A 20573-nucleotide genomic window follows, 5' to 3' on the forward strand; every position below is an offset into this window, starting at 1 on the left:
CTGTGTCTATCTTCGTGGTTTGGGCGAAATGTAGTGGTAACCATAAAAACGAGCACTTTTTTTGCGGTTATGTAGTGCCGAAAGTTGGTGGTGTTACGGAGGGTTACAGACATCGTCTAACAGTCGTCGGAAAATTGACTGCGCTGGAGGCCCCGGTTTTACTGGGCTGGCGCGGGGTGCAAATTTTTCTACCGGCGTTTTGTTACCGATTGCGCGACAAGCGCGCATTGCTACAGGAGGATCTGGGCGGCATAATGTAGCCCCTTTTTTCTGCCCCTACATGTGGAAGGTTACCGTGACTCAGAAGCCCGACCAGTGTCTTGGTGAATGGATCGACCGTGAAGCACTCGCAGAAGCGATGATTCCGCTTATCGGTCAGCTCTACCGCAATAACAACGTGGTGAGCTCGATCTATGGCCGCAGCCTGATCAACCAGTCTGTCATCGCGATTCTCAAAGCTCATCGCTTTGCTCGCCATCGTTCTGCCGACGATAGCGAACTCTCCGTCCACGAAACATTCCCACTGCTCAAGGCCATGAGCGAGCTCAAGCTCGGCGCGGCTTCGGTGGATCTGGGCAAGTTGGCGTTCAAATTCCGCAACGAAGGCAACGGCCGCACCGCCGAGCAATTCGTTCGTGAAGAAATGGCTGACGTGGTTGGCCAGCAAAACGCTTCGGCCCGCAAAGGCACCGACGTTGTTCTGTACGGCTTCGGTCGTATCGGCCGTCTGCTGGCGCGCATCCTGATCGAGAAAACCGGTGGTGGCGACGGTCTGCGTCTGCGTGCCATCGTGGTGCGCAAGGGCGCCGAAAACGACCTGACCAAGCGCGCCAGCCTGCTGCGCCGCGATTCGGTACATGGTTCGTTCAACGGCACCATCACCATCGACGAAGAAAACAACACCATCACCGCCAACGGTAACCTGATCCAGGTGATCTACGCGAAGAACCCGACCGAGGTGGATTACACCCAGTACGGCATCAAAGACGCGCTGCTGGTGGACAACACCGGTGTATGGCGTGACGCCGATGGCCTGGGTCAGCACCTGCAGTGCCCGGGTATCGACCGCGTTGTTCTGACTGCGCCTGGCAAGGGCAAGCTGAAGAACATCGTTCACGGTATCAACCACGGTGAAATCACCGCTGACGACAAGATCGTGTCCGCCGCTTCCTGCACCACCAACGCCATCGTGCCGGTGCTGAAGGCTGTGAATGACAAGTTCGGCATCGTCAACGGTCACGTCGAAACCGTTCACTCGTACACCAACGACCAGAACCTGATCGACAACTTCCACAAGGGTGATCGCCGTGGCCGCAGCGCCGCGCTGAACATGGTCATCACCGAGACCGGTGCTGCCACCGCTGCCGCCAAGGCCCTGCCTGAGCTGGCCGGCAAGCTGACCGGTAACGCGATCCGCGTTCCGACGCCGAACGTCTCGATGGCCATTCTCAACCTGAACCTTGAGAAAGCCGCCACCCGTGAAGAGATGAACGAGTACCTGCGCTACATGGCGCTGCACTCCGAGCTGCACAAGCAGATCGACTTCGTCAATTCGCAGGAAGTGGTTTCCACCGACTTCGTTGGCTCGCGCCACGCAGGCGTTGTGGACGCTGAAGCGACCATCACCCAGGATAACCGCGTTGTTCTGTACGTCTGGTACGACAACGAGTTCGGTTACAGCTGCCAGGTGATCCGCGTGATGGAAGACATGGCCGGTGTAAACCCGCCAGCGTTCCCGCGCTAAGCCTTAGCCGCAAATGAAAACGCCCCGACTCTGGTCGGGGCGTTTTTGTTTGTGTATCCGTTGGGCCTTTGTTGTCAGTGCCCGCGAAGGCGTCCTAGCGGGCGCCGCCAGGTACGGCTGCCTGTGCCGTGCGCAATTCATGTTTGTTGCCACGGAACAGCACCAGCGTCGCGATCAGCCCCAGCACTGCCGCGCCGCTGAGCCAGATCCCTGGCGCAGCCTTGTTGTCCAGCACATGAATCAGATAGGTGCAGGCCGCTGGCGTGAAGCCGCCAAACGTCGCGGTCGCCAGGCTGTAGGCCAGAGAGAAGCCGGTCGTACGAACTTCCACCGGCATGATCTCGGTCAGCGCCACCACCATCGCCCCGTTGTACGAACCGTACAGGAACGACAGCCACAGTTCGACGATCAGCAGATGGCTGAAACTCGGGTTCGCCACCAGCCACGACAGCGCCGGATACGCGGTGAGAATCGCCAGAATCGTCGCCGCCAGCAGCAGGGGTTTGCGGCCGATCCTGTCAGACACTGACCCCATGACCGGCAGCCAGAAGAAGTTCGACAGGCCGATGCACACGGTTACCAGCAAGGCATCGAAGTCGGACAGGTGCAGTTCCGCCTTGCCGAAGGTCGGCGTGTAGGCAGTGATCAGGTAGAACGACACCGTGGTCATCACCACCAGTGCCATGCCAGCGATGACGATGCCGAAATTCTGGCCGATGGAGCGGACGATTTCCCGCAGGGTAGGGCGGTGTTTGCGCGCCTGAAACTCCGGGGTTTCCTCCAGTGAGCGACGAATCATGAAGATCGCCGGGACGATCATGCAGCCGACCAGAAACGGTACGCGCCAGCCCCAGTCACCCATTTGCTCCGGACTCAGCCAGTGGTTCAGGCCCACGCCAAGCAGGCCGGCGAAGACCACGGCCGCCTGCTGGCTTGCGGATTGCCAACTGACGAAAAAGCCCTTGCGGCCCGGTGTGGAGATTTCCGCCAGATACACCGACACGCCGCCCAGTTCCACGCCAGCGGAAAAGCCTTGCAGCAGCCGGCCGAGCAGCACCAGCAGCGGAGCGGCGACGCCGAGGGTGGCGTATCCCGGAACGCAGGCAATCAGCACCGTCCCGGCCGCCATCAGCGCCAGCGTGATGATCAGGCCTTGTCGACGGCCATGGCGGTCGATATAGGCACCGAGGAAGATCGCCCCCAGCGGACGCATCAGGAAACCGGCGCCGAAGGTCGCCAGTGAGAGCATCAGGGAAGCGAAGGCGCTGTCGGCCGGGAAGAACGTCTTGGCGATGGCCGTGGCGTAGAAGCCGTAGACCATGAAGTCGAACATTTCGAGAAAGTTGCCGCTGACAACGCGAAAAATCGCTTTGCCTTTGCCCGTGGTCGAGGACATTTTTAGTTACTCACTTTTGAGTTTTGTATAAAGGCGTTGCATTCGTATGGGAGCGAGCGGGCGCTGTATTCATAATGGCGGGCGCGGTTTTGCGGGGAGATGAAGAATTGTTAACTGGACGGTTAGCGGCAATTGTGATGCTGATGGCGATTTTGCCTGGCTGCGGTAACAGCGATGCCATGGAAAGCTTCGGCGGGCCGACCATGGGCAGCACTTACTCGATCAAGTACGTGCGCCACGCCGGTCTGGCTGACGCCGAACAAGTGCGCAGTGAAGTGGAAGCGATCCTCGGCGAAGTGGATCGGCAAATGTCGACTTATCGCAGCGACTCGGATATCGAGCGTTTTAACGCCTTACCGGCCAATCGTTGTCAGACCATGTCGGCCCCGGTGCTCGAATTGATTCGTGTCGGCGAGCAGCTGTCAGAGCAAAGCGAAGGCGCCTACGACCTGACCGTCGAACCGCTGATGAACCTTTGGGGCTTCGGCCCGCAAGGGCGCGAAGAAAAAGTCCCGAGTCCTGCGGCGCTGGCCGAAACCCGGCAACGGGTCGGTTACCGGCACCTGCGCATCGAAGGCGATCAATTGTGCAAGGACGCGGCGGTCGAGGTCGACTTCAACAGCATCGCCGCCGGTTATGCCGTCGATACCATTGCCGCCCGGCTCGAAGCGATGGGCATCCATGACTATCTCGCCGAGGCCACTGGTGAGCTCAAGGCCTCTGGCAAGAAGCTGGATGGCTCGCCCTGGCGTATCGCGCTGGAAGAGCCGCGAGACGATCAGCAGGTCGCCGAGCGCATCATCAGCGTCGACGGCTACGGCGTCTCTACTTCCGGCGACTACCGCAACTATTTTCAGCAGGATGGCCGGCGTTATTCCCACACCTTCGATGCCCGCACTGGTGCCCCCGTCCTGCATAACCTGGCGTCGGTCACGGTAATTCATCCTTCAGCGTTGATGGCCGATGGACTATCGACGCTGTTGCTGATTCTCGGGCCCGAAGCGGCGTGGGACTATGCCGAAAAACACGACATTGGTGCATTCTTTGTGATTCGTGCCGATACAGGTTTCGTCACACGCACCAGTCAGGCTTTCGAGCGCCTCAGTGGTGGAAAAACTGACTGAGGACAATACGAAAACTGGCGTTCCAGTGCAGGCAAAAGTAGCCTACGACGCGACCAAGGGTTAATGTGCGCGGCGTTGACGCTTCTATAGACTGTGTCCGGGTTCTTCACTGGCCCCCAATTGTTCCTTCGCGCCGTCGTTCGGCGTGATTTAGCCGCCGGTGCTGCTGGCATCGCGGCCTGTTCTGAGGAGTACGCATGGCTGTCTACAACTACGACGTGGTGGTGCTGGGTTCCGGCCCGGCGGGAGAAGGCGCGGCAATGAACGCCGCCAAAGCAGGGCGCAAGGTGGCGATGGTCGACAGCCGTCGCCAGGTCGGCGGTAACTGCACCCACCTGGGCACCATCCCGTCCAAGGCACTGCGTCATTCGGTGCGGCAGATCATGCAGTTCAACACCAACCCGATGTTCCGGGCCATTGGTGAGCCGCGCTGGTTCTCGTTCCCGGACGTGCTGAAAAGCGCCGAGAAGGTCATCTCCAAGCAAGTCGCCTCGCGTACCGGTTACTATGCCCGTAACCGCGTCGACGTGTTCTTCGGCACCGGCAGCTTCGCCGACGAGCAAACCATCGAAGTGGTCTGCGCCAACGGTGTGGTCGAGAAACTGGTGGCCAAGCACATCATCATCGCCACCGGCTCGCGCCCGTATCGTCCGGCGGACATCGATTTCCACCACCCGCGCATCTACGATAGCGACACCATCCTCAGCCTCGGTCACACCCCGCGCAAACTGATCGTTTACGGCGCCGGCGTGATCGGTTGCGAATACGCCTCGATCTTCAGCGGCCTGGGTGTGCTGGTTGAGCTGGTGGATAACCGTGGTCAGTTGCTGAGCTTCCTCGACTCGGAAATCTCCCAGGCGTTGAGCTACCACTTCAGCAACAACAACATCACCGTGCGCCACAACGAAGAATATGACCGCGTCGAAGGCGTGGACAACGGCGTGATCCTGCACCTCAAGTCCGGCAAGAAAATCAAGGCCGACGCCTTGCTCTGGTGCAACGGCCGGACCGGCAACACCGACCAGTTGGGTCTGGAAAACATCGGCGTCAAGGTCAACAGCCGTGGCCAGATCGAAGTCGACGAGAACTACCGTACCTGCGTGCAGAACATCTACGGTGCCGGTGACGTGATCGGCTGGCCGAGCCTGGCCAGTGCCGCCCACGACCAGGGTCGTTCGGCCGCCGGCAGCATCGTCGACAATGGCAGCTGGCGCTTCGTCAATGACGTGCCGACCGGCATCTACACCATTCCTGAGATCAGCTCGATCGGCAAGAACGAGCAGGAGCTGACCCAGGCCAAGGTCCCGTACGAAGTGGGCAAGGCGTTCTTCAAGAGCATGGCGCGGGCGCAGATCGCAGGCGAGCCGCAAGGCATGCTGAAGATCCTGTTCCACCGCGAGACCCTGCAAGTGCTGGGCGTGCATTGCTTCGGCTATCAGGCGTCGGAGATCGTCCACATCGGTCAGGCGATCATGAACCAGCCGGGTGAGCTGAATACCCTGAAGTATTTCGTCAACACCACGTTCAACTACCCGACCATGGCCGAAGCCTATCGGGTAGCGGCGTACGACGGCCTCAACCGGCTTTTTTGAGCGGCTCCGGCCGGTGGCCTGAGCCGGCCGGGGAGACCGATTTCAGCAATTCTCGAGGGTGGCAGTGGCCAAACCGGGAAAGTCTGTAATCAGGCTGTCAACGCCGAAGTCGGCGAGTCTGCGCATCAGCGCAGGCTCGTTGACGGTCCACACCGACACATGCAGCCCCTGACGCTGCGCCTTCTGCAAGCGTTCCGGCGTGCAGAGTGTCCAGTTCAACGCCAGAATCTCGCAGCCATAGTTTTGTGCCACCTTCAGCGGGTCGAGCCAGGCGTACTCGGCGACCAGTCCGCGCGAGACGTCGGGCACCAGTTCCTGCGCAGCCTTCAATACTTCCCGCGAGCTCGAAGTGATTGTCACCTTGTCGAGCAGGCCATGCCGTTGCACCATTTCGCGGATGGCCAGCACGGTGGTTGCAGCGCGGGTGCGTGAGGCGCTTTTGACTTCCAGTTGCCAGTGATCGAAATCACATTTCTCGAACAGCTCTTCCAGCGTCGGGATCGGGCAGGGCTTGATCCAGCCCGGGCCTCCCTTGCGCGCATCGTAGGTCACCAGCTCTGCGGCCGTGTGCTCGACGACCTTGCCACGCCGGTCGGTGGTGCGTTTGAGGGTCGGGTCGTGGATGACCATCAGCTCGCCGTCACTGGACAGGTGCAAGTCCAGTTCGCAACGGCGCACGCCGTGCTTGAGGCATTCCTGAAAGCTGGTCAGGGTGTTTTCCGGTGCTTCGCCCTTGGCGCCGCGGTGGCCGTAGATAAGGGTCACGGTTCTTCCTTAATTTAAATGCCTGAATCGTTTTGTTCGCGGGCCAGACGTCGTTCCTGGGCCTGCTTTTGCAAGATGTAGCGGGCGAGCAACTGGCGCTGGGCATCGGTCAGGTGTTCGAACTCGGTGCCGATGTCGTAGCCGTCGCCCTTGCGGTCGCAATGGGTCACGCGGGCGCGCAGCAGCAGGCCGTGTGCCTGGGGCATCAGCACCATTTTGACCGACAGGTGCGCGCCGGTGGCGATCGGGGCCGGATTCTGGAAGTCGATGCCGCCCTCGGAAATGATCACCGGTTGGGGCTCGCCGATCTGGCCGAGCGCGGTCAGGGCGATCACCTGGCTGAGCAGGTCGATGCGTTTGTTCTGGGATTTGAGGAACGCCGCGATCGCCCGGTCGCGCTCGTTGATCTGGCGCAACAGGTGCTGCGACTCGAATTCGCTCAGGTGCAGTTCGCTGAGCACGTTGAAAAGTGGAGAAGCATCCTGCAACACTTCCTGGCCTGCGGCTTCGAGAGCGGACAGGGGCCGAATTTCCAGTGCGATCGAGTCCTCGATACGGTAGTATTCGCGGCGATCTTCTTCATCTAATGTCGACATGGCGAACCCATGGTAGCGGCGGTGGTCTGAGTGTAAAGCTGGTTATCGACCCCCGCCACAAGGACGTTCCTTTTCCCTCCGAACAAGCCCCGACATGTTCAGACCTCTCTTCGTATTTATCGGCACGCGTTATACCCGTGCAAAGCGTCGCAATCATTTTGTGTCATTCATTTCCCTGACTTCGATGATCGGGCTCGCGCTTGGCGTGGTTGTGATGATCGTGGTGCTGTCGGTGATGAACGGCTTCGATCATGAGATGCGCACCCGCGTGCTGGGCATGGTGCCCCACGCGACCATCGAATCCGGTGAAGCCATCAGCGACTGGCAGAGCCTGGCTGCCAAAGTGAAGCAGAACCGGCAGGTGACGGCCGTCGCGCCGTTCACCCAGATGCAGGGACTGCTGACCAACAACGGCCAGGTGTCCAAGGTGTTGCTCAATGCCATCGACCCGGCGCTCGAGCGCAACGTGTCGATCATCGATAACTTCATGAAGCAGGGCAAACTCGACGACCTGACACCGGGCAGCTTCGGCATCGTCATCGGTGACAAGGCCGCGACCAAGCTTGGCGTGGGCATCGGTGACAAGATCACCTTCGTCGCCCCGGAGGTCAGCGTGACCCCGGCCGGGATGTTCCCGCGCATGAAGCGCTTCACCGTGGTCGGCATCTTCCATGTCGGCGCCGGCGAGCTCGACGGCTATCTGGGCGTCACCAACCTGCAGGATCTGGCGAAGATGCATCGCTGGAAGCCGGATCAGGTGCAGGGCCTGCGGCTGAAGTTCGACGACTTGTTCCAGGCGCCGCGCGTGGCCTGGAACATCGCCCAGCAGCTCGGCGAAGACCATTACTACGCCCGCGACTGGACCCGTACCCACGGCAACCTGTATCAGGCGATCCGCATGGAAAAAGCCATGATCGGCCTGCTGTTGCTGCTGATCGTTGCCGTCGCCGCTTTCAACATCATTTCCACCCTGGTGATGGTGGTGAACGACAAGAAGGGCGACATCGCCATTCTGCGTACCCTCGGCGCCACGCCGGGCACGATCATGCGCACATTCATGGTGCAGGGCACGGTCATCGGCGTGGTCGGTACAGCCATCGGTGCGGTGGTCGGGATCTTTGCCGCACTCAACGTCAGCGCGGCGATTTCGGCCCTCGAAGGCTTGATCGGGCACAAGTTCCTTAATGCTGACGTGTATTTCATTGATTATCTTCCGTCGCAGGTACAGACCCAGGATGTGGTCATGGTCTGCGCCGCTGCGTTGGTCCTGAGTTTCCTCGCCACCCTGTATCCAGCCTGGCGTGCCGCGCGCACCCAGCCGGCGGAGGCGCTACGTTATGAGTGAGTCGGGCATGAGTGAAAAAGCAATCTTGAGCTGCCGCAACCTGGGCAAATCCTACGAGGAAGGCCCGGAGTCGGTGCAGGTGTTGGCCGGTCTGCAACTGGAGTTGCACCCAGGCGAGCGGGTGGCAATCGTCGGCACGTCGGGTTCGGGCAAAAGTACCTTGCTCAACCTGTTGGGCGGTCTCGATACCCCGACCAAGGGCAGCGTCTGGCTCGACGGCGAAGAACTCTCGGCGCTCAACGAGAAAAAGCGCGGCCTGCTGCGTAACCGTGCGCTGGGCTTCGTCTACCAGTTCCACCACTTGCTGCCGGAATTCACCGCGCTGGAAAATGTCTGCATGCCGCTGCTGATCGGCAAGACGCCGATCCCGGAAGCGCGTCAACGCGCGACCGCGCTGCTGGAGCGAGTAGGGCTGGCCCATCGCCTGGAGCACAAACCGGCCGAGCTGTCCGGTGGCGAGCGTCAGCGCGTGGCCATCGCCCGCGCGCTGGTGAACAAGCCAGGCCTGGTGATGCTCGACGAGCCGACCGGCAACCTCGACTCCCACACCGCCCAGGGCATCCAGGATTTGATGCTGGAACTCAGCACTTCGATGCGTACCGCGTTCCTGGTGGTGACCCACGACATGAACCTGGCCCGCCAGATGGATCGCGTCCTGCACCTCAACGAAGGTTGCCTGACACCTATCTGATGGGTTGAAACCCGAAGCCTGAGAAGGCTTCGGGTCTTTTATTTTTATACGGTGCCCCAGCGAATGTTCAGACCGTTATCGATCTTTATCGGCACGCGCTATACCCGCGCCAAGCGCCGCAATCGCTTTGTTTCGTTCATTTCGATGACCTCGATGATCGGCCTCGCCCTCGGCGTGCTGGCGATGATCGTGGTGTTGTCGGTGATGAACGGCTTCCAGCGCGAAATGAGTTCGCGCATCCTCGGCATGGTGCCCCACGCGACCATCGTCGGCGTCAAGCCGATCGATGACTGGCAGCCGGTGGCCGCCGCCGCGATGAAAAATCCCGAAGTCACCGCCGCCGTACCGTTCACCGAGATGGAAGGCATGCTGTCCTACAAGGGCTTGATGCAGCCGATCCAGATCAGCGGCGTCGATCCGGCCCAGGAAGGCAAGGTGTCGATCGTCGCGCAGCACATTGTTCAGGGGCGTCTCGATGCCCTGAAACCGGGCGAATTCGGCGTGGTGCTCGGTGAAATCACTGCACGGCGCTTTCGCCTCAACGTCGGCGACAAGATCACCCTGATCGTGCCGGAAGTCAGCACCGCACCGGGGGGCATCACCCCGCGCATGCAGCGCCTGAATGTGGTCGGTGTGTTCAAGGTCGGCGCCGAGCTGGATGGCTCCATGGGCCTGATCCATGTGGCCGATGCCGCGCAGATGCAACACTGGGAGCCGAATCAGGTGCAGAGCGTGCGCCTGGCGGTGAAAGACCTGTACGCCGCGCCGAAAGTCTCCTCGGACATCGCCGCCGGCCTTGGCGCCGAGTTCAAGGCTGACGACTGGACGCACACCCAGGGCAGCCTGTTCAGCGCGATGAAGATGGAAAAGACCATGATCGGTCTGTTGTTGCTGATGATCGTCGCGGTGGCGGCGTTCAACATCATCGCGACCCTGATCATGGTGGTGAACGACAAGGGTGCGGACATCGCAATCCTGCGCACCATCGGCGCCACGCCACGGCAGATCATGGCGATCTTCATGGTGCAGGGCACGGTGATCGGGATTGTCGGCACACTGATCGGCGGCGTGCTTGGGGTGATCGCCGCGCTGAACGTCAGCGAACTGGTGGGCTGGATGGAGCGGGTGACCGGGCAGCACATCTTCAGTTCCGACGTGTATTTCGTCAGCAACCTGCCGTCCGAATTGCAGGGCGGCGACGTGCTGCTGATCTGCTCGGCGGGCTTTATCCTCAGCTTCCTGGCAACGGTGTATCCGGCCTGGCGTGCGGCGAAGATCGAGCCGGCGCATGCGCTGAGATATTCGTAAGCGTCAGGACCGCTTTCGCGGGCAAGCCTGTTCCTACAGGGATTTGTGCATGACACAGGCCTATCGTGGGAGCGGGCTTGCTCGCAAAAGGGCCTAAAGGCCTTTGGGCAACTCAATCACAAACCGCGTCCAGCCCTGATCCGATTCGCAATGAATCTGCCCACCGTGGGCCTTGATGATTGACTGAGTGATCGCCAACCCCAATCCCGCATGTTCGCTGCTACCTTCCTGCCGTGCCGGATCGGCCCGGTAGAAGCGGTCGAACAAACGCGGCAGCAGCTCCGCCGAAATCCCCTCGCCACTGTTCTCTACGCTCACCCGCAGTCCTTTCGAGTGCTCGGCGATCCGCACCCGCACTTCGCCTTCGGCCGGGGTAAAGCGCAAGGCGTTGTCCAGCAGGTTCGACAAGGCCCGGCGCAACATGGCGCGGTCGCCGTCGAACGGCCCTTGGCCTTCGCGACTCAGGCGCACCCGGGCGTCTTCGGCCAGCGGCGCGAAAAACTCCAGCAGGATGTCCGATTCCTGCCCCAGTTCCAGCGGTTCACGCTTGGGCACCAGCAATCCATGGTCGGCCTTGGCCAGGTAGAGCATGTCGTTGACCAGTTGCGCCATCCATTGCAGTTCTTCGAGGTTGCTGTGCAGCGCCTCGCGGTAATCCTCGATCGGCCGTGGCCGGGTGAGGGTGACCTGAGTGTGGGTCAGCAGGTTCGACAGCGGGGTGCGCAGTTCATGGGCGATGTCGGCGGAAAACGCCGAAAGCCGCTGAAAGGCGTCATCGAGGCGTCCGAGCATGGCGTTGAAGCTGTGGGCCAATTCGCCAAGCTCCGTAGGCATCTGCGCTTCCGGCAGGCGTGCGTTGAGCGATTGCGCCGAAATGCCCCGGGCCACCGCACTCATGCGGCGCAACGGACGCAAGCCGCTGCGGGCGGCCCAGGCCCCGAGCAGCGCGGTCGCCAGGGCCGAGAGGCCGACGGTGAGCCAGATCAGATGCTGCATGCGCTGGAGGAAATGCTGGTGGTGGGTGATGTCCAGCAACAGGGTCAATTGCGCCGAATCGGGATTGCCCGGCTCCAGCGCGGCATTGAGCAGACGATAGTCGGTGCCGTTGTCATTGATGGTCGACAGTCCGGGCTGTGACGACAGGTTCGTCGGCATTTGCAGCGTGCGGCCAAACCAGCGCTCGCCGTCGCTGTCGCGGATACGTAACGTCAGATCGCCCTGATGGCTCAGTTCTTCGGCTATCCGCGTCTGGCGGTCGGCGGACTGCCTGTTTTGCGCGACCTGCCGCAAGCCGATCAGTTTGCTTTCCAGCAGTTGTTGGTCGAGTTCGATGAAGTGCGCTTCGCTGGCCCGGTTGAACACCACCCCGGCGACCAGCGAAACCGTCGCGGTGCAGGCGGCGAACAGCAGCGCCAGACGGCCGCTCAATGACAGTCGGCGCATCAGGCGGGACGCTCTTCGAGGACATAACCCATGCCACGGACGGTGTGAATCAGCTTGTCGGGAAACTCATCGTCGATCTTCAGGCGCAGTCGGCGGATCGCCACTTCGATGACGTTGGTGTCGCTGTCGAAGTTCATGTCCCAGACCTGCGAGGCAATCAGCGATTTGGGCAGCACTTCGCCCTGGCGACGCAGGAGCATTTCCAGCAGGGCGAACTCCTTGGCGGTGAGATCGATGCGCTGGCCGCCGCGTTCGACGCGGCGACGGATCAGGTCCAGACGCAGGTTCGCCAGTTGCAGGCTGGTTTCCTGCGGGGTGGTGCTGCCGCGTCGCAACAGGCTGCGCACCCGGGCCAGCAGTTCGGAAAAGGCGAAGGGTTTGACCAGATAATCATCGGCGCCGAGTTCGAGGCCATGAACCCGGTCTTCCACGGTGTCCTTGGCCGTCAGAAACAGGATCGGCGTTTCCAGCCCGGCGCTGCGCACCGCTTGCAGAATCTGCCAGCCATTGCGGCCGGGCAGCATCACGTCGAGGATCAGCAAGGCATAGTCCCCCGTGAGTGCCAGTTGCTGGCCTGTGGTGCCGTCGGCCACCAGTTCGGTGTTGAACCCGGCCTCGGTCAGGCCCTGGCGCAGGTAATGACCGGTTTTCGGTTGGTCTTCGACGATCAGCAGTTTCATGGCGTGGCTCTGGTGGACATATCTGGCGTTGGGAACAGGGGCTTTATACCGTGCGAGCCGCCAGCGCGGCCCAACCTGACAAAGTTGTAATCTGCCTGTCAGGTTGATGCCAGCCCAGGCCGGCTAGAGTTTCCCACAGGCTGAACCTTTCTTTGTTGGAGTACGACTATGTTTTTGCGCAATCGTCTGGCCCTTGCCGCGTGTCTGCTGGCGCTGAGTTCGCCGCTGTGGGCAGCGCCGGCCCATACCTATGATTTCGGCCAGCCGGCCAAGGCCGCGCAGGCCATCCGCAGCATTGAAGTGGTGATGGGCGACATGTCCTTCGATCCGAAGGCGATTCAGATCAAGGCCGGTGAGACGGTTCGTTTCGTTCTGGTGAACAAGGGTCAGTTGTTGCACGAATTCAACCTTGGCGACGCTGCGATGCATGCCAAACACCAGCAGGAAATGTTGCAGATGCAGCAAAGCGGCATGCTCACGCCTACTGGCATCAAGGAAATGTCCCACGATATGGCGGGCATGGATCATGGCTCGATGGATCACAGCGCGATGGCGCAGGGCATGAAACATGATGACCCCAACAGCGTGCTGGTCGAGCCGGGCAAGACCGCAGAACTGACCTGGACCTTCAGCAAAGCCGTGAGCCTGGAATTCGCCTGCAACATTCCCGGGCATTATCAGGCCGGGATGGTCGGCAAACTGACTGTCAGTCAGTAAGCACTCAAAGGCGGGAGCAAAGGCTGGTAGAATCCGCTGATTCTTCAGTCAGGTTTCCGCCATGCATCCCGCAGCCGAACATTCGCCGCTGGGCAAGTCCAGCGAATACATCGCCACGTACACACCGTCCTTGCTGTTCCCGATCCCGCGCACCGCGAAATGGGCCGAACTGGGCCTGACCGCCGAGACCCTGCCGTATACCGGCGTGGATTTCTGGAACTGCTTCGAGCTGTCGTGGCTGCTGCCGTCGGGCAAACCGGTGGTGGCGATCGGCGAGTTCAGCATTCCGGCGGATTCGCCGAACATCATTGAATCCAAGTCGTTCAAGCTGTACCTGAACTCCCTGAACCAGACCCCGTTCGCCGACATCTCCATGCTGGAAGCGACGCTGGTCAAGGATTTGTCCGCCGCCGCCGGTAAACCGGTGGGGGTGCGGGTTCGCAGTCTGAAAGACGTCGAGGCCGAAGGCGTGGTCGCACTGCCGGGCGTTTGTATCGATGATCTGGATATCAGCGTCAGCAATTACGAGCATCCACGGCCGGAGCTGCTGCGTTGCGACGAATCGCGGATTGTGGAGGAGAGCGTGCACAGCCACCTGCTCAAGTCCAACTGCCCGGTGACCAGCCAGCCGGACTGGGGCAGCGTGGTGGTCGAGTACCGTGGCGCGGCGCTGGATCACGCCAGCCTGCTGGAGTACATCGTCAGCTTCCGCCAGCACTCGGACTTCCATGAGCAATGCGTGGAGCGGATTTTCCTCGATCTGCAGCGTCTGCTGAAACCGGAAAAACTGACGGTGTTTGCGCGTTATGTGCGTCGCGGCGGTCTGGATATCAACCCGTACCGCAGCACTGAAAGCGCGCAACTGCCGAACCATCGTCTGGTTCGCCAGTAACCTCTTTTGCGGGAGCGGGCAAACCCGGCCCCGCAGACATGAAAAAGCCCTGCCAGCGATGGCAGGGCTTTTTTGCATCCGCAGGGTTCAGATACCCATGCTGACCAGGGAGTTGGCGATATTGCGCAGGGTGCCGGCGATGGTCGGGTGTTCGAGTTCGAAGCGTTCGACCGCCAGATTCACGCCGTCGGCGATGCTGTTGTCCTGGGTGGATTGTTCCAGTTTGATCTCGGATTCGATCTGCGCCATCAGTTCATGCAGATGTTCGCGCTCGGCATCGGTCAGCGGCGGGTTCTGATCCAGTTGCTCGCGCAGGGTATTGAGCTGTTCTTGCAGTTCGCGGGCGGGCATGGCGGTTTCCTTTTATCGAGAGGCACTGGCATAGACCGCAGCCTCGGGCCAAAGGTCTATGGCTCTCTTAAGACTAATCCACTCTCGGCCAACCTGCATGATCCCGGTCAGGGCTTTTCGCCTTTGAGCCGGCGCAGGCTGATGTCCGCCAGGCAGGTGTCGAGTTCGCCCAGATGATCGATCACCGAATGCACGCCGAGGCCGAACAGCTGCACCGTGGCCTTGCCGCGCAGTTGTTCGCGCTCTTTCTGGCTCAGGGCCTGCCACTCGCCGGGTGGCAGGCCGCAGAGCGATCCGCAGGATGCCAGGCCAATCGTCCACAGTCCGGCATTCAGACCCGATTGCAGCAGGCGCGGCTCGCCGCTGACCAGCACGCAACCGTCGAGACGGTCGACGTTCAGTGTCATCAAGGCCTGCCAGCAGGCGTTGGGTGCCGGCCATGGGGAGTGTGTTGCCGGATGTTGCGATGGTTTGATCCAGTCCGGCAGCGCCGACGAAAGTTGCTGCGTGAGGGTAGGGGGCAGCTCGTCGAGCCAGGCGCAGGGGATCAGTTGACGTTGCAGGCTGTGCAGACTGTCGAGGGCGCCGGGCGTGGCGTCGGCGTGTTCGGTGGTCGGGTTGGCGTGATGTCGGGCACGGGCGCCGAAGTCCACCAGGCAACCGCTGAGCCCGAACAGCACGGCAGTCAGGTTGGGCGCGGCGACAGACAAGGCTTCGGCGTGCGGCATGAAAAACGTCCCTGAAATAGGGATCAGGCTATGCACGGTCGGTGACAGTTGAATGACAAGCGCATGACGAAGCGTCCTACGGAACGATTCGCCGGGGGAAGTGCCTAAAGCGCCTTTCCGTCTTATACTTAGCGCCATCTCACCGTGGCCAGGTTGCCGCGTCCGTACAATCCAAGGAGTTTTCTATGCGCTGGAGCCATCCTCTCGCTCAGCTTTGTGTATGTGCCAGCGTGATGCTGGTGCCGTTCGCCGCTCAGGCTGCAACGGAAGAAGACCCTTGGGAAAGCGTCAACCGTCCGATCTTCGAGTTCAACGATTTCGTCGACACCTATGCACTGAAGCCGCTGGCTCAGGGCTATGAATACGTGACGCCGCAGTTCCTCGAGGACGGCATCCACAACATGTTCCGCAACGTCGGTGATGTCACCAACCTGGCGAACAATATTCTCCAGGCCAAACCGGCCGCTGCCGGCGTCGACACCGCGCGCCTGATCTTCAACACCACTTTCGGCCTGCTCGGCTTCTTCGATGTCGGCACCAAGATGGGCCTGCACCGCAGCGACGAAGATTTCGGCCAGACCCTCGGCTACTGGGGCGTCGGCAGCGGTCCGTACGTGATGCTGCCACTGCTCGGCCCAAGCACCCTGCGTGATGCGCCGTCCAAGTACGTCGACAGCTACACCGGTCCGTACCGCTATATCAACGATGTGCCGGTGCGTAACTCGATTTTCGGCCTGAACATCGTCGACACCCGCGCCAGCCTGCTGTCCAGCGAGAAGCTGATCAGCGGCGACAAGTACACGTTCATCCGCAACGCCTACCTGCAGAACCGCGAGTTCAAGGTCAAGGACGGTCAGGTCGAAGACGATTTCTGATCCTCATCGTTGAAAGGCCGAAGGCGACCGCAAGGTCGCCTTTTTTGTGCGCCAACCTTTCATTGGGTTACGGTTGAGGGCGTTCTTATAACTCTCTGTGATTTGACAAACAAAGTCGTCAAGCGACCATCGGCGCATGCTTGAAACGCTCTGCGGATGGGAGTACCGTCTGCGCCTTAGAAGGGCACCTCTGGTGCAATCGTGTGCAGGGCAAAGGCTCTGAAACGGTGCAACAGAGAGGCTAGAAAGCGAATCCAGTAGTCTGCGCCGGGCCGTTGCCCCGCCTGCTACGCCAACCTAATTCTGGCGCCGTTTGCCCACATGCCAAAAACCAGTGCCACGCTGCTGATAATCGATGATGACGAGGTAGTGCGCGCGAGTCTCGCGGCCTATCTGGAAGACAGTGGTTTCAGCGTCCTGCAGGCCAGCAACGGTCAGCAGGGTCTTCAGGTATTCGAGCAAGACACGCCCGACTTGGTCATCTGCGATCTGCGCATGCCGCAGATGGGCGGTCTCGAACTTATCCGTCAGGTCACCGAGCGGTCGCCACAGACCCCGGTGATCGTGGTCTCGGGTGCCGGCGTGATGAACGACGCGGTCGAGGCCCTGCGCCTGGGCGCGGCGGATTACCTGATCAAGCCTCTCGAAGATCTGGCCGTGCTCGAGCACTCCGTGCGCCGGGCCCTGGATCGTGCGCGCCTGCTGCTGGAAAACCAGCGCTACCGCGAGAAGCTGGAAAAGGCCAACCGCGAACTCGCCGCCAGCCTGAACCTGCTCCAGGAAGACCAGAACGCCGGTCGTCAGGTGCAGATGAACATGCTGCCGGAAAGCCCGTGGAGCATCGACGAATTCAAGTTTGCCCACCAGATCATCCCGTCGCTGTACCTGTCGGGTGATTTTGTCGACTATTTCCGGGTCGACGAGCGCCGGGTGGCGTTTTACCTGGCGGACGTTTCCGGTCATGGCGCCTCTTCGGCGTTCGTCACCGTACTGCTGAAGTTCATGACCACGCGCTTGCTGTTCGAGTCCAAGCGCAACGGCACGCTGCCGGAATTCAAGCCTTCGGAAGTCCTCGGTCATATCAACCGGGGGCTGATCAGTTGTAAGCTGGGTAAACACGTCACAATGGTCGGTGGAGTCATCGACGAGGAGACCGGTTTGTTGACCTATAGCATCGGCGGCCATCTGCCGTTGCCTGTGTTGTACACGCCTGACAGTGTTCGCTACCTCGAAGGGCGCGGTCTGCCGGTGGGGCTTTTCAACGAAGCCACCTACGAAGATCACGTACTCGAGCTGCCTCCGACGTTCAGCCTGACGCTGATGTCTGATGGCATTCTGGATCTTTTGCCAGAGCCCACACTCAAAGAGAAAGAAGCTGCTTTGCCCCAGCGGGTGAAGTCGGCGGGCGGCAGCCTGGATGGTCTGCGGCAGGTTTTTGGATTGGCCACGCTAGGGGAGATGCCGGATGATATCGCCCTGTTGGTGTTGAGCAGGAATCTTTAATGAGTACCGGTAGAATCCAGTTCGCCGAGCAGGACGGCACCTTCGTCCTGAAGTTCGTCGGTGAAGTTCGCCTGACCCTGTGTTCGGCGTTGGATGCGACTATTGAGAAAATCTTCACCGCGCTGAATTTCAGCTCGATCGTGATCGATTTGACCGAAACCCGCAGCATCGACAGCACCACCCTGGGCCTGTTGGCCAAGCTGTCGATCCTGTCGCGGCAGAAAGTCGGCTTGCTGCCGACTGTCGTCACCACCAATGAAGACATTACCCGTCTGCTGTATTCGATGGGTTTCGAGAACGTGTTCAACATCGTCAACTATCCGGTGCCATGCCCGGAGTGCCTTGATGACCTGCCGGATCAGGATCAGTCTGAAGAGACCGTGCGGATCAAGGTGCTGGAAGCGCACAAGATCCTCATGGGCTTGAACGACTCCAACCGTGAAGCCTTCCATGACCTGGTGAATGCCCTCGAGCGGCATTGATTCAGTCGATCCGGTTTTCAGCGACAAGCCAATAAAAAAGGGCGAACCCGAGAGGGTTCGCCCTTTTTGCGTGGCTGCGGCCTGAATTACAGCTTGGCTTGCAGCAACGCCTCGAGTTTTTCCTGGTCGCGGGCAAACTGACGAATGCCTTCGGCCAGTTTCTCGGTGGCCATCGCGTCTTCGTTGGACAGCCAGCGGAACTGCGATTCGTTGAGGCTCAGGCGTGCCTCGCCGGCGTGCCCTGGCGCCAGTTTGCGTTCGAGCTTGCCAGTGTCCGCCGCCAGCTTGTCGATCAGATCCGGGCTGATGGTCAGACGGTCGCAGCCGGCCAGGTGCTCGATCTGGTTCAGGTTACGGAAGCTCGCACCCATGACCACGGTCTTGTAGTCATTGGCCTTGTAGTAGTTGTAGATGCGCGTCACAGACTGCACGCCTGGATCGTCGGCACCGGTGTAGTCGTTGCCGTTGACCTTCTTGTACCAGTCGTAGATACGGCCCACGAACGGCGAGATCAGGAACACCCCGGCGTCGGCGCAGGCAGCGGCCTGGGCGAAGGAGAACAGCAGGGTCAGGTTGGTCTGGATGCCTTCCTTTTCCAGGATCTCGGCGGCGCGGATGCCTTCCCAGGTCGAGGCGATCTTGATCAGTACGCGCTCGCGGCCGATGCCGGCCTTGTCGTACAGCTCGATCAGGCGATGCGCGCGCTTGAGCATCGCATCCTTGTCGAACGACAAGCGTGCATCCACTTCGGTGGAGATGCGGCCGGGGATGACCTTGAGAATTTCCTGCCCCACCGCGACGCCGAAGCGGTCGCTGGCCAGGCCGATATCGCCCTTGCAGTCGCTGACGGCGGCGTTCAGTTTGTCGGCGTACGCGGGAATGGCGGCGGCCTTGAGCAGCAGGGAAGGGTTGGTGGTGGCGTCGACCGGTTTGACCCGGGTGATCGCATCGACATCGCCGGTGTCGGCAACGACGGTGGTGAACTGTTTGAGTTGTTCCAGCTTGGAAGTCATGAGCGTGCTCTGTCCTATGGGTCTGGTGACATTACCCGAGCGCTGACAGCCACTCAAGGGCATCGAGGTGTATCGACCGCCCCGGTGGCAACAACCTGAAAACGGCTGTTTGAATGGCCGGGGCGTGGTATCGATTCATACGATGTCAAAACAGACCACAGGTTCCAGACAACTGACCTGTGACCGTGATGCTTACTCGCTATTCAACTGCGTTCTGGCGGCGGTTTGTGCCGGTTTCGGCTGACCGTCAGAGGTCAGCAGGCCGAAGTTCTTCTCCCGGTCGTCCTTGCCCGAATCGCTGTTCTTCCATTCGTAAATGGATGTGAGCGGGATCTTCAGTCTTTTCACGTCGGCGATGAACGCAGCGATCTTGCTGGCTTGCCCGTCAGGCCCGCCATTGGAGGTGAGTGCCGAGATCCCCCACTCGCTGATGACCCCCGGCAGTTGGAAGTTCTGCTGGATGAAGGTCTGGGCGTTGCTGATCTGCGTGGCCGTCATGCCATAGGGGTGGTAGGAAATGGCGTTAAGGCACTTCGGATAAGCGCCGAGGATACTGTTCAGCGCCACGGTCGAGGCCGAGCCTGCACTGGGCGGGCGGGCGAAACCAAAGCCGATCAGGGGCGTGGAAGGTGGTTTGCCTTGCAGCGTCTTGCACATGGCCGTCATGAACGGCACGAACGTGGTTTTGAAGTTGCCGGTGGGCCAGTAGGTGTCCAGATCCGGCTCATTCCAGATTTCGATCGCTACCAATTGCGAACCGTAGGTTTGCTCCAGTCCCGATACCTTGTTGGCAAAGGTTTCGCCGGCCGTGGTCAGTTCACCGCTCAGCGGCTTGGTGGCGCGAACCGTCAACAGAACCGGCAACCCGGCGGATTTGGCCGCGACAAACGCATCGCTGACCTGCTTCTGATAGGCCTTGCCGCCGAGGCTGTCGCTCCAGACGCCGAAGCGCACGAAACTGAACCCGGCCGCCTTGATCTGCTCGGCGTCGGCCGCAGAAAAACTCTGGATCTTGACCTGAACACCGATGGTTTTGCTGGGCAGCGCCGGAAACAGTTCGCTGGCCTGGGCCTGACTGGCCGCGCCCAGTAATAACAGTGTCAGGGCGCCGAGCCGTTTGAGATGTGCTGATTTCATGTCTGCTCTCCTGATGAGAATGACATCTAGCCAATAGTTATCTCGTTACAGGAGTTTCGATAACGACAAGGGTGCTAAGTGCACGAATGTTATTTTTTGTCGGAAAACCACGAGTCGAAAATCACAGTTATTTTTAGTCCGGTAATTCTGGTTGGGTGACTTTTAGGCGCATGGTACTTAATGCACTTGTA

At 60.5% G+C, this 20573-nt stretch carries 20 protein-coding genes; 11 read left to right on the top strand and 9 right to left on the bottom strand.

Annotated features, from left to right (window positions below; genetic code table 11):
- Positions 1–280: 280 nt before the first annotated feature.
- Entirely contained in the window at positions 281–1744 is a 1464-nt protein-coding gene (locus N8H74_RS23515) for a glyceraldehyde-3-phosphate dehydrogenase (protein ID WP_217831555.1), read from the top strand.
- A gap of 94 nt (positions 1745–1838) precedes the next feature.
- On the opposite strand, the gene N8H74_RS23520 is transcribed toward N8H74_RS23515, so the two are convergent.
- Positions 1839–3140, bottom strand: a complete 1302-nt coding sequence (locus N8H74_RS23520) for an MFS transporter (RefSeq protein ID WP_217831556.1) — start codon at positions 3138–3140, stop codon at positions 1839–1841.
- A 137-nt stretch (positions 3141–3277) separates the two neighbouring features.
- On the opposite strand from N8H74_RS23520, the gene N8H74_RS23525 reads away from it, so the two are divergent.
- Positions 3278–4264, top strand: coding sequence for an FAD:protein FMN transferase (locus N8H74_RS23525; RefSeq protein ID WP_262150669.1), 987 nt, complete (start codon positions 3278–3280; stop codon positions 4262–4264).
- Between the two features lie 197 nt (positions 4265–4461).
- Complete coding sequence (sthA, locus tag N8H74_RS23530; protein ID WP_065260713.1) at positions 4462–5856, top strand: Si-specific NAD(P)(+) transhydrogenase; 1395 nt, start codon at positions 4462–4464, stop codon at positions 5854–5856.
- Positions 5857–5898: 42 nt separating this feature from the next.
- Here the strand turns inward: sthA and N8H74_RS23535 are convergent, their stop codons facing one another.
- Together N8H74_RS23535 and N8H74_RS23540 are read right to left on the bottom strand one after the other, a co-directional pair.
- Positions 5899–6621 (bottom strand): glycerophosphodiester phosphodiesterase, encoded by a 723-nt coding sequence (locus N8H74_RS23535; RefSeq protein WP_217831558.1) that lies wholly within the window; start codon positions 6619–6621, stop codon positions 5899–5901.
- Between the two features lie 14 nt (positions 6622–6635).
- Positions 6636–7217, bottom strand: coding sequence for a PilZ domain-containing protein (locus N8H74_RS23540; protein ID WP_217831559.1), 582 nt, complete (start codon positions 7215–7217; stop codon positions 6636–6638).
- A gap of 94 nt (positions 7218–7311) precedes the next feature.
- Between N8H74_RS23540 and N8H74_RS23545 the strand changes: the two genes are divergently transcribed.
- The 3 genes from N8H74_RS23545 to N8H74_RS23555 all read left to right on the top strand — a co-directional run bounded on the left by N8H74_RS23545 (position 7312) and on the right by N8H74_RS23555 (position 10561).
- Positions 7312–8562 (top strand): lipoprotein-releasing ABC transporter permease subunit, encoded by a 1251-nt coding sequence (locus N8H74_RS23545; protein ID WP_262150672.1) that lies wholly within the window; start codon positions 7312–7314, stop codon positions 8560–8562.
- A gap of 7 nt (positions 8563–8569) precedes the next feature.
- Complete coding sequence (gene lolD, locus N8H74_RS23550) at positions 8570–9253, top strand: lipoprotein-releasing ABC transporter ATP-binding protein LolD (protein WP_217831561.1); 684 nt, start codon at positions 8570–8572, stop codon at positions 9251–9253.
- Positions 9254–9316: 63 nt separating this feature from the next.
- Positions 9317–10561: a lipoprotein-releasing ABC transporter permease subunit gene (locus tag N8H74_RS23555; RefSeq protein ID WP_217831562.1), complete on the top strand. Its 1245-nt coding sequence runs from the start codon at positions 9317–9319 to the stop codon at positions 10559–10561.
- A gap of 93 nt (positions 10562–10654) precedes the next feature.
- On the opposite strand, the gene N8H74_RS23560 is transcribed toward N8H74_RS23555, so the two are convergent.
- A complete protein-coding gene (locus N8H74_RS23560) occupies positions 10655–12004 on the bottom strand; it encodes a heavy metal sensor histidine kinase (RefSeq protein ID WP_262150676.1) in 1350 nt (449 codons plus the stop codon).
- Positions 12004–12684: a heavy metal response regulator transcription factor gene (locus N8H74_RS23565; protein ID WP_262150679.1), complete on the bottom strand. Its 681-nt coding sequence runs from the start codon at positions 12682–12684 to the stop codon at positions 12004–12006. Before N8H74_RS23565 ends, N8H74_RS23560 begins: the two co-directional genes overlap by 1 nt.
- A gap of 168 nt (positions 12685–12852) precedes the next feature.
- On the opposite strand from N8H74_RS23565, the gene N8H74_RS23570 reads away from it, so the two are divergent.
- Together N8H74_RS23570 and queF are read left to right on the top strand one after the other, a co-directional pair.
- Positions 12853–13401 carry a cupredoxin family protein gene (locus tag N8H74_RS23570; protein WP_262150681.1) on the top strand — a complete coding sequence of 183 codons (549 nt, stop codon included), beginning with the start codon at positions 12853–12855 and terminating at the stop codon, positions 13399–13401.
- Between the two features lie 61 nt (positions 13402–13462).
- Positions 13463–14293: an NADPH-dependent 7-cyano-7-deazaguanine reductase QueF gene (queF, locus tag N8H74_RS23575; protein ID WP_262150683.1), complete on the top strand. Its 831-nt coding sequence runs from the start codon at positions 13463–13465 to the stop codon at positions 14291–14293.
- A gap of 87 nt (positions 14294–14380) precedes the next feature.
- On the opposite strand, the gene N8H74_RS23580 is transcribed toward queF, so the two are convergent.
- Positions 14381–14644 carry a DUF4404 family protein gene (locus N8H74_RS23580; protein ID WP_262150685.1) on the bottom strand — a complete coding sequence of 88 codons (264 nt, stop codon included), beginning with the start codon at positions 14642–14644 and terminating at the stop codon, positions 14381–14383.
- A gap of 107 nt (positions 14645–14751) precedes the next feature.
- Entirely contained in the window at positions 14752–15372 is a 621-nt protein-coding gene (locus tag N8H74_RS23585) for an HAD family phosphatase (protein WP_262150687.1), read from the bottom strand.
- Positions 15373–15557: 185 nt separating this feature from the next.
- Between N8H74_RS23585 and N8H74_RS23590 the strand changes: the two genes are divergently transcribed.
- The 3 genes from N8H74_RS23590 to rssC all read left to right on the top strand — a co-directional run bounded on the left by N8H74_RS23590 (position 15558) and on the right by rssC (position 18232).
- Positions 15558–16247 carry a VacJ family lipoprotein gene (locus N8H74_RS23590; RefSeq protein ID WP_262150689.1) on the top strand — a complete coding sequence of 230 codons (690 nt, stop codon included), beginning with the start codon at positions 15558–15560 and terminating at the stop codon, positions 16245–16247.
- 321 nt (positions 16248–16568) lie between these two features.
- Positions 16569–17750: a two-component system response regulator RssB gene (gene rssB, locus N8H74_RS23595; protein ID WP_064117871.1), complete on the top strand. Its 1182-nt coding sequence runs from the start codon at positions 16569–16571 to the stop codon at positions 17748–17750.
- Positions 17750–18232, top strand: coding sequence for an anti-sigma factor antagonist RssC (gene rssC, locus N8H74_RS23600; RefSeq protein WP_217831570.1), 483 nt, complete (start codon positions 17750–17752; stop codon positions 18230–18232). The genes rssB and rssC overlap by 1 nt, the downstream gene beginning before the upstream one ends.
- 86 nt (positions 18233–18318) lie before the next feature.
- Here the strand turns inward: rssC and tal are convergent, their stop codons facing one another.
- On the bottom strand, positions 18319–19245 hold the full coding sequence (tal, locus tag N8H74_RS23605) for a transaldolase (protein WP_217831571.1): 927 nt from the start codon (positions 19243–19245) through the stop codon (positions 18319–18321).
- Between the two features lie 192 nt (positions 19246–19437).
- Entirely contained in the window at positions 19438–20382 is a 945-nt protein-coding gene (locus N8H74_RS23610) for a glycosyl hydrolase family 5 (RefSeq protein WP_262150693.1), read from the bottom strand.
- Between the last annotated feature and the right edge of the window lie 191 nt (positions 20383–20573).

Source organism: Pseudomonas sp. B2M1-30 (genome assembly GCF_025447575.1).
Taxonomy (GTDB): domain Bacteria; phylum Pseudomonadota; class Gammaproteobacteria; order Pseudomonadales; family Pseudomonadaceae; genus Aquipseudomonas; species Aquipseudomonas botevensis.

Coding starts and splice junctions, on each gene's coding strand:
- N8H74_RS23610 (WP_262150693.1), bottom strand. CDS start 20,382: ATGAAATCAGCACATCTCAAACGGCTCGGCGCCCTGACACTGTTATTA.
- N8H74_RS23525 (WP_262150669.1), top strand. CDS start 3,278: ATGCTGATGGCGATTTTGCCTGGCTGCGGTAACAGCGATGCCATGGAA.
- N8H74_RS23560 (WP_262150676.1), bottom strand. CDS start 12,004: ATGCGCCGACTGTCATTGAGCGGCCGTCTGGCGCTGCTGTTCGCCGCC.
- N8H74_RS23545 (WP_262150672.1), top strand. CDS start 7,312: ATGTTCAGACCTCTCTTCGTATTTATCGGCACGCGTTATACCCGTGCA.
- N8H74_RS23540 (WP_217831559.1), bottom strand. CDS start 7,217: ATGTCGACATTAGATGAAGAAGATCGCCGCGAATACTACCGTATCGAG.
- tal (WP_217831571.1), bottom strand. CDS start 19,245: ATGACTTCCAAGCTGGAACAACTCAAACAGTTCACCACCGTCGTTGCC.
- lolD (WP_217831561.1), top strand. CDS start 8,570: ATGAGTGAAAAAGCAATCTTGAGCTGCCGCAACCTGGGCAAATCCTAC.
- N8H74_RS23570 (WP_262150681.1), top strand. CDS start 12,853: ATGTTTTTGCGCAATCGTCTGGCCCTTGCCGCGTGTCTGCTGGCGCTG.
- N8H74_RS23515 (WP_217831555.1), top strand. CDS start 281: ATGTGGAAGGTTACCGTGACTCAGAAGCCCGACCAGTGTCTTGGTGAA.
- N8H74_RS23590 (WP_262150689.1), top strand. CDS start 15,558: ATGCGCTGGAGCCATCCTCTCGCTCAGCTTTGTGTATGTGCCAGCGTG.
- sthA (WP_065260713.1), top strand. CDS start 4,462: ATGGCTGTCTACAACTACGACGTGGTGGTGCTGGGTTCCGGCCCGGCG.
- N8H74_RS23580 (WP_262150685.1), bottom strand. CDS start 14,644: ATGCCCGCCCGCGAACTGCAAGAACAGCTCAATACCCTGCGCGAGCAA.
- rssB (WP_064117871.1), top strand. CDS start 16,569: ATGCCAAAAACCAGTGCCACGCTGCTGATAATCGATGATGACGAGGTA.
- N8H74_RS23585 (WP_262150687.1), bottom strand. CDS start 15,372: ATGCCGCACGCCGAAGCCTTGTCTGTCGCCGCGCCCAACCTGACTGCC.
- N8H74_RS23565 (WP_262150679.1), bottom strand. CDS start 12,684: ATGAAACTGCTGATCGTCGAAGACCAACCGAAAACCGGTCATTACCTG.
- N8H74_RS23520 (WP_217831556.1), bottom strand. CDS start 3,140: ATGTCCTCGACCACGGGCAAAGGCAAAGCGATTTTTCGCGTTGTCAGC.
- rssC (WP_217831570.1), top strand. CDS start 17,750: ATGAGTACCGGTAGAATCCAGTTCGCCGAGCAGGACGGCACCTTCGTC.
- N8H74_RS23555 (WP_217831562.1), top strand. CDS start 9,317: ATGTTCAGACCGTTATCGATCTTTATCGGCACGCGCTATACCCGCGCC.
- queF (WP_262150683.1), top strand. CDS start 13,463: ATGCATCCCGCAGCCGAACATTCGCCGCTGGGCAAGTCCAGCGAATAC.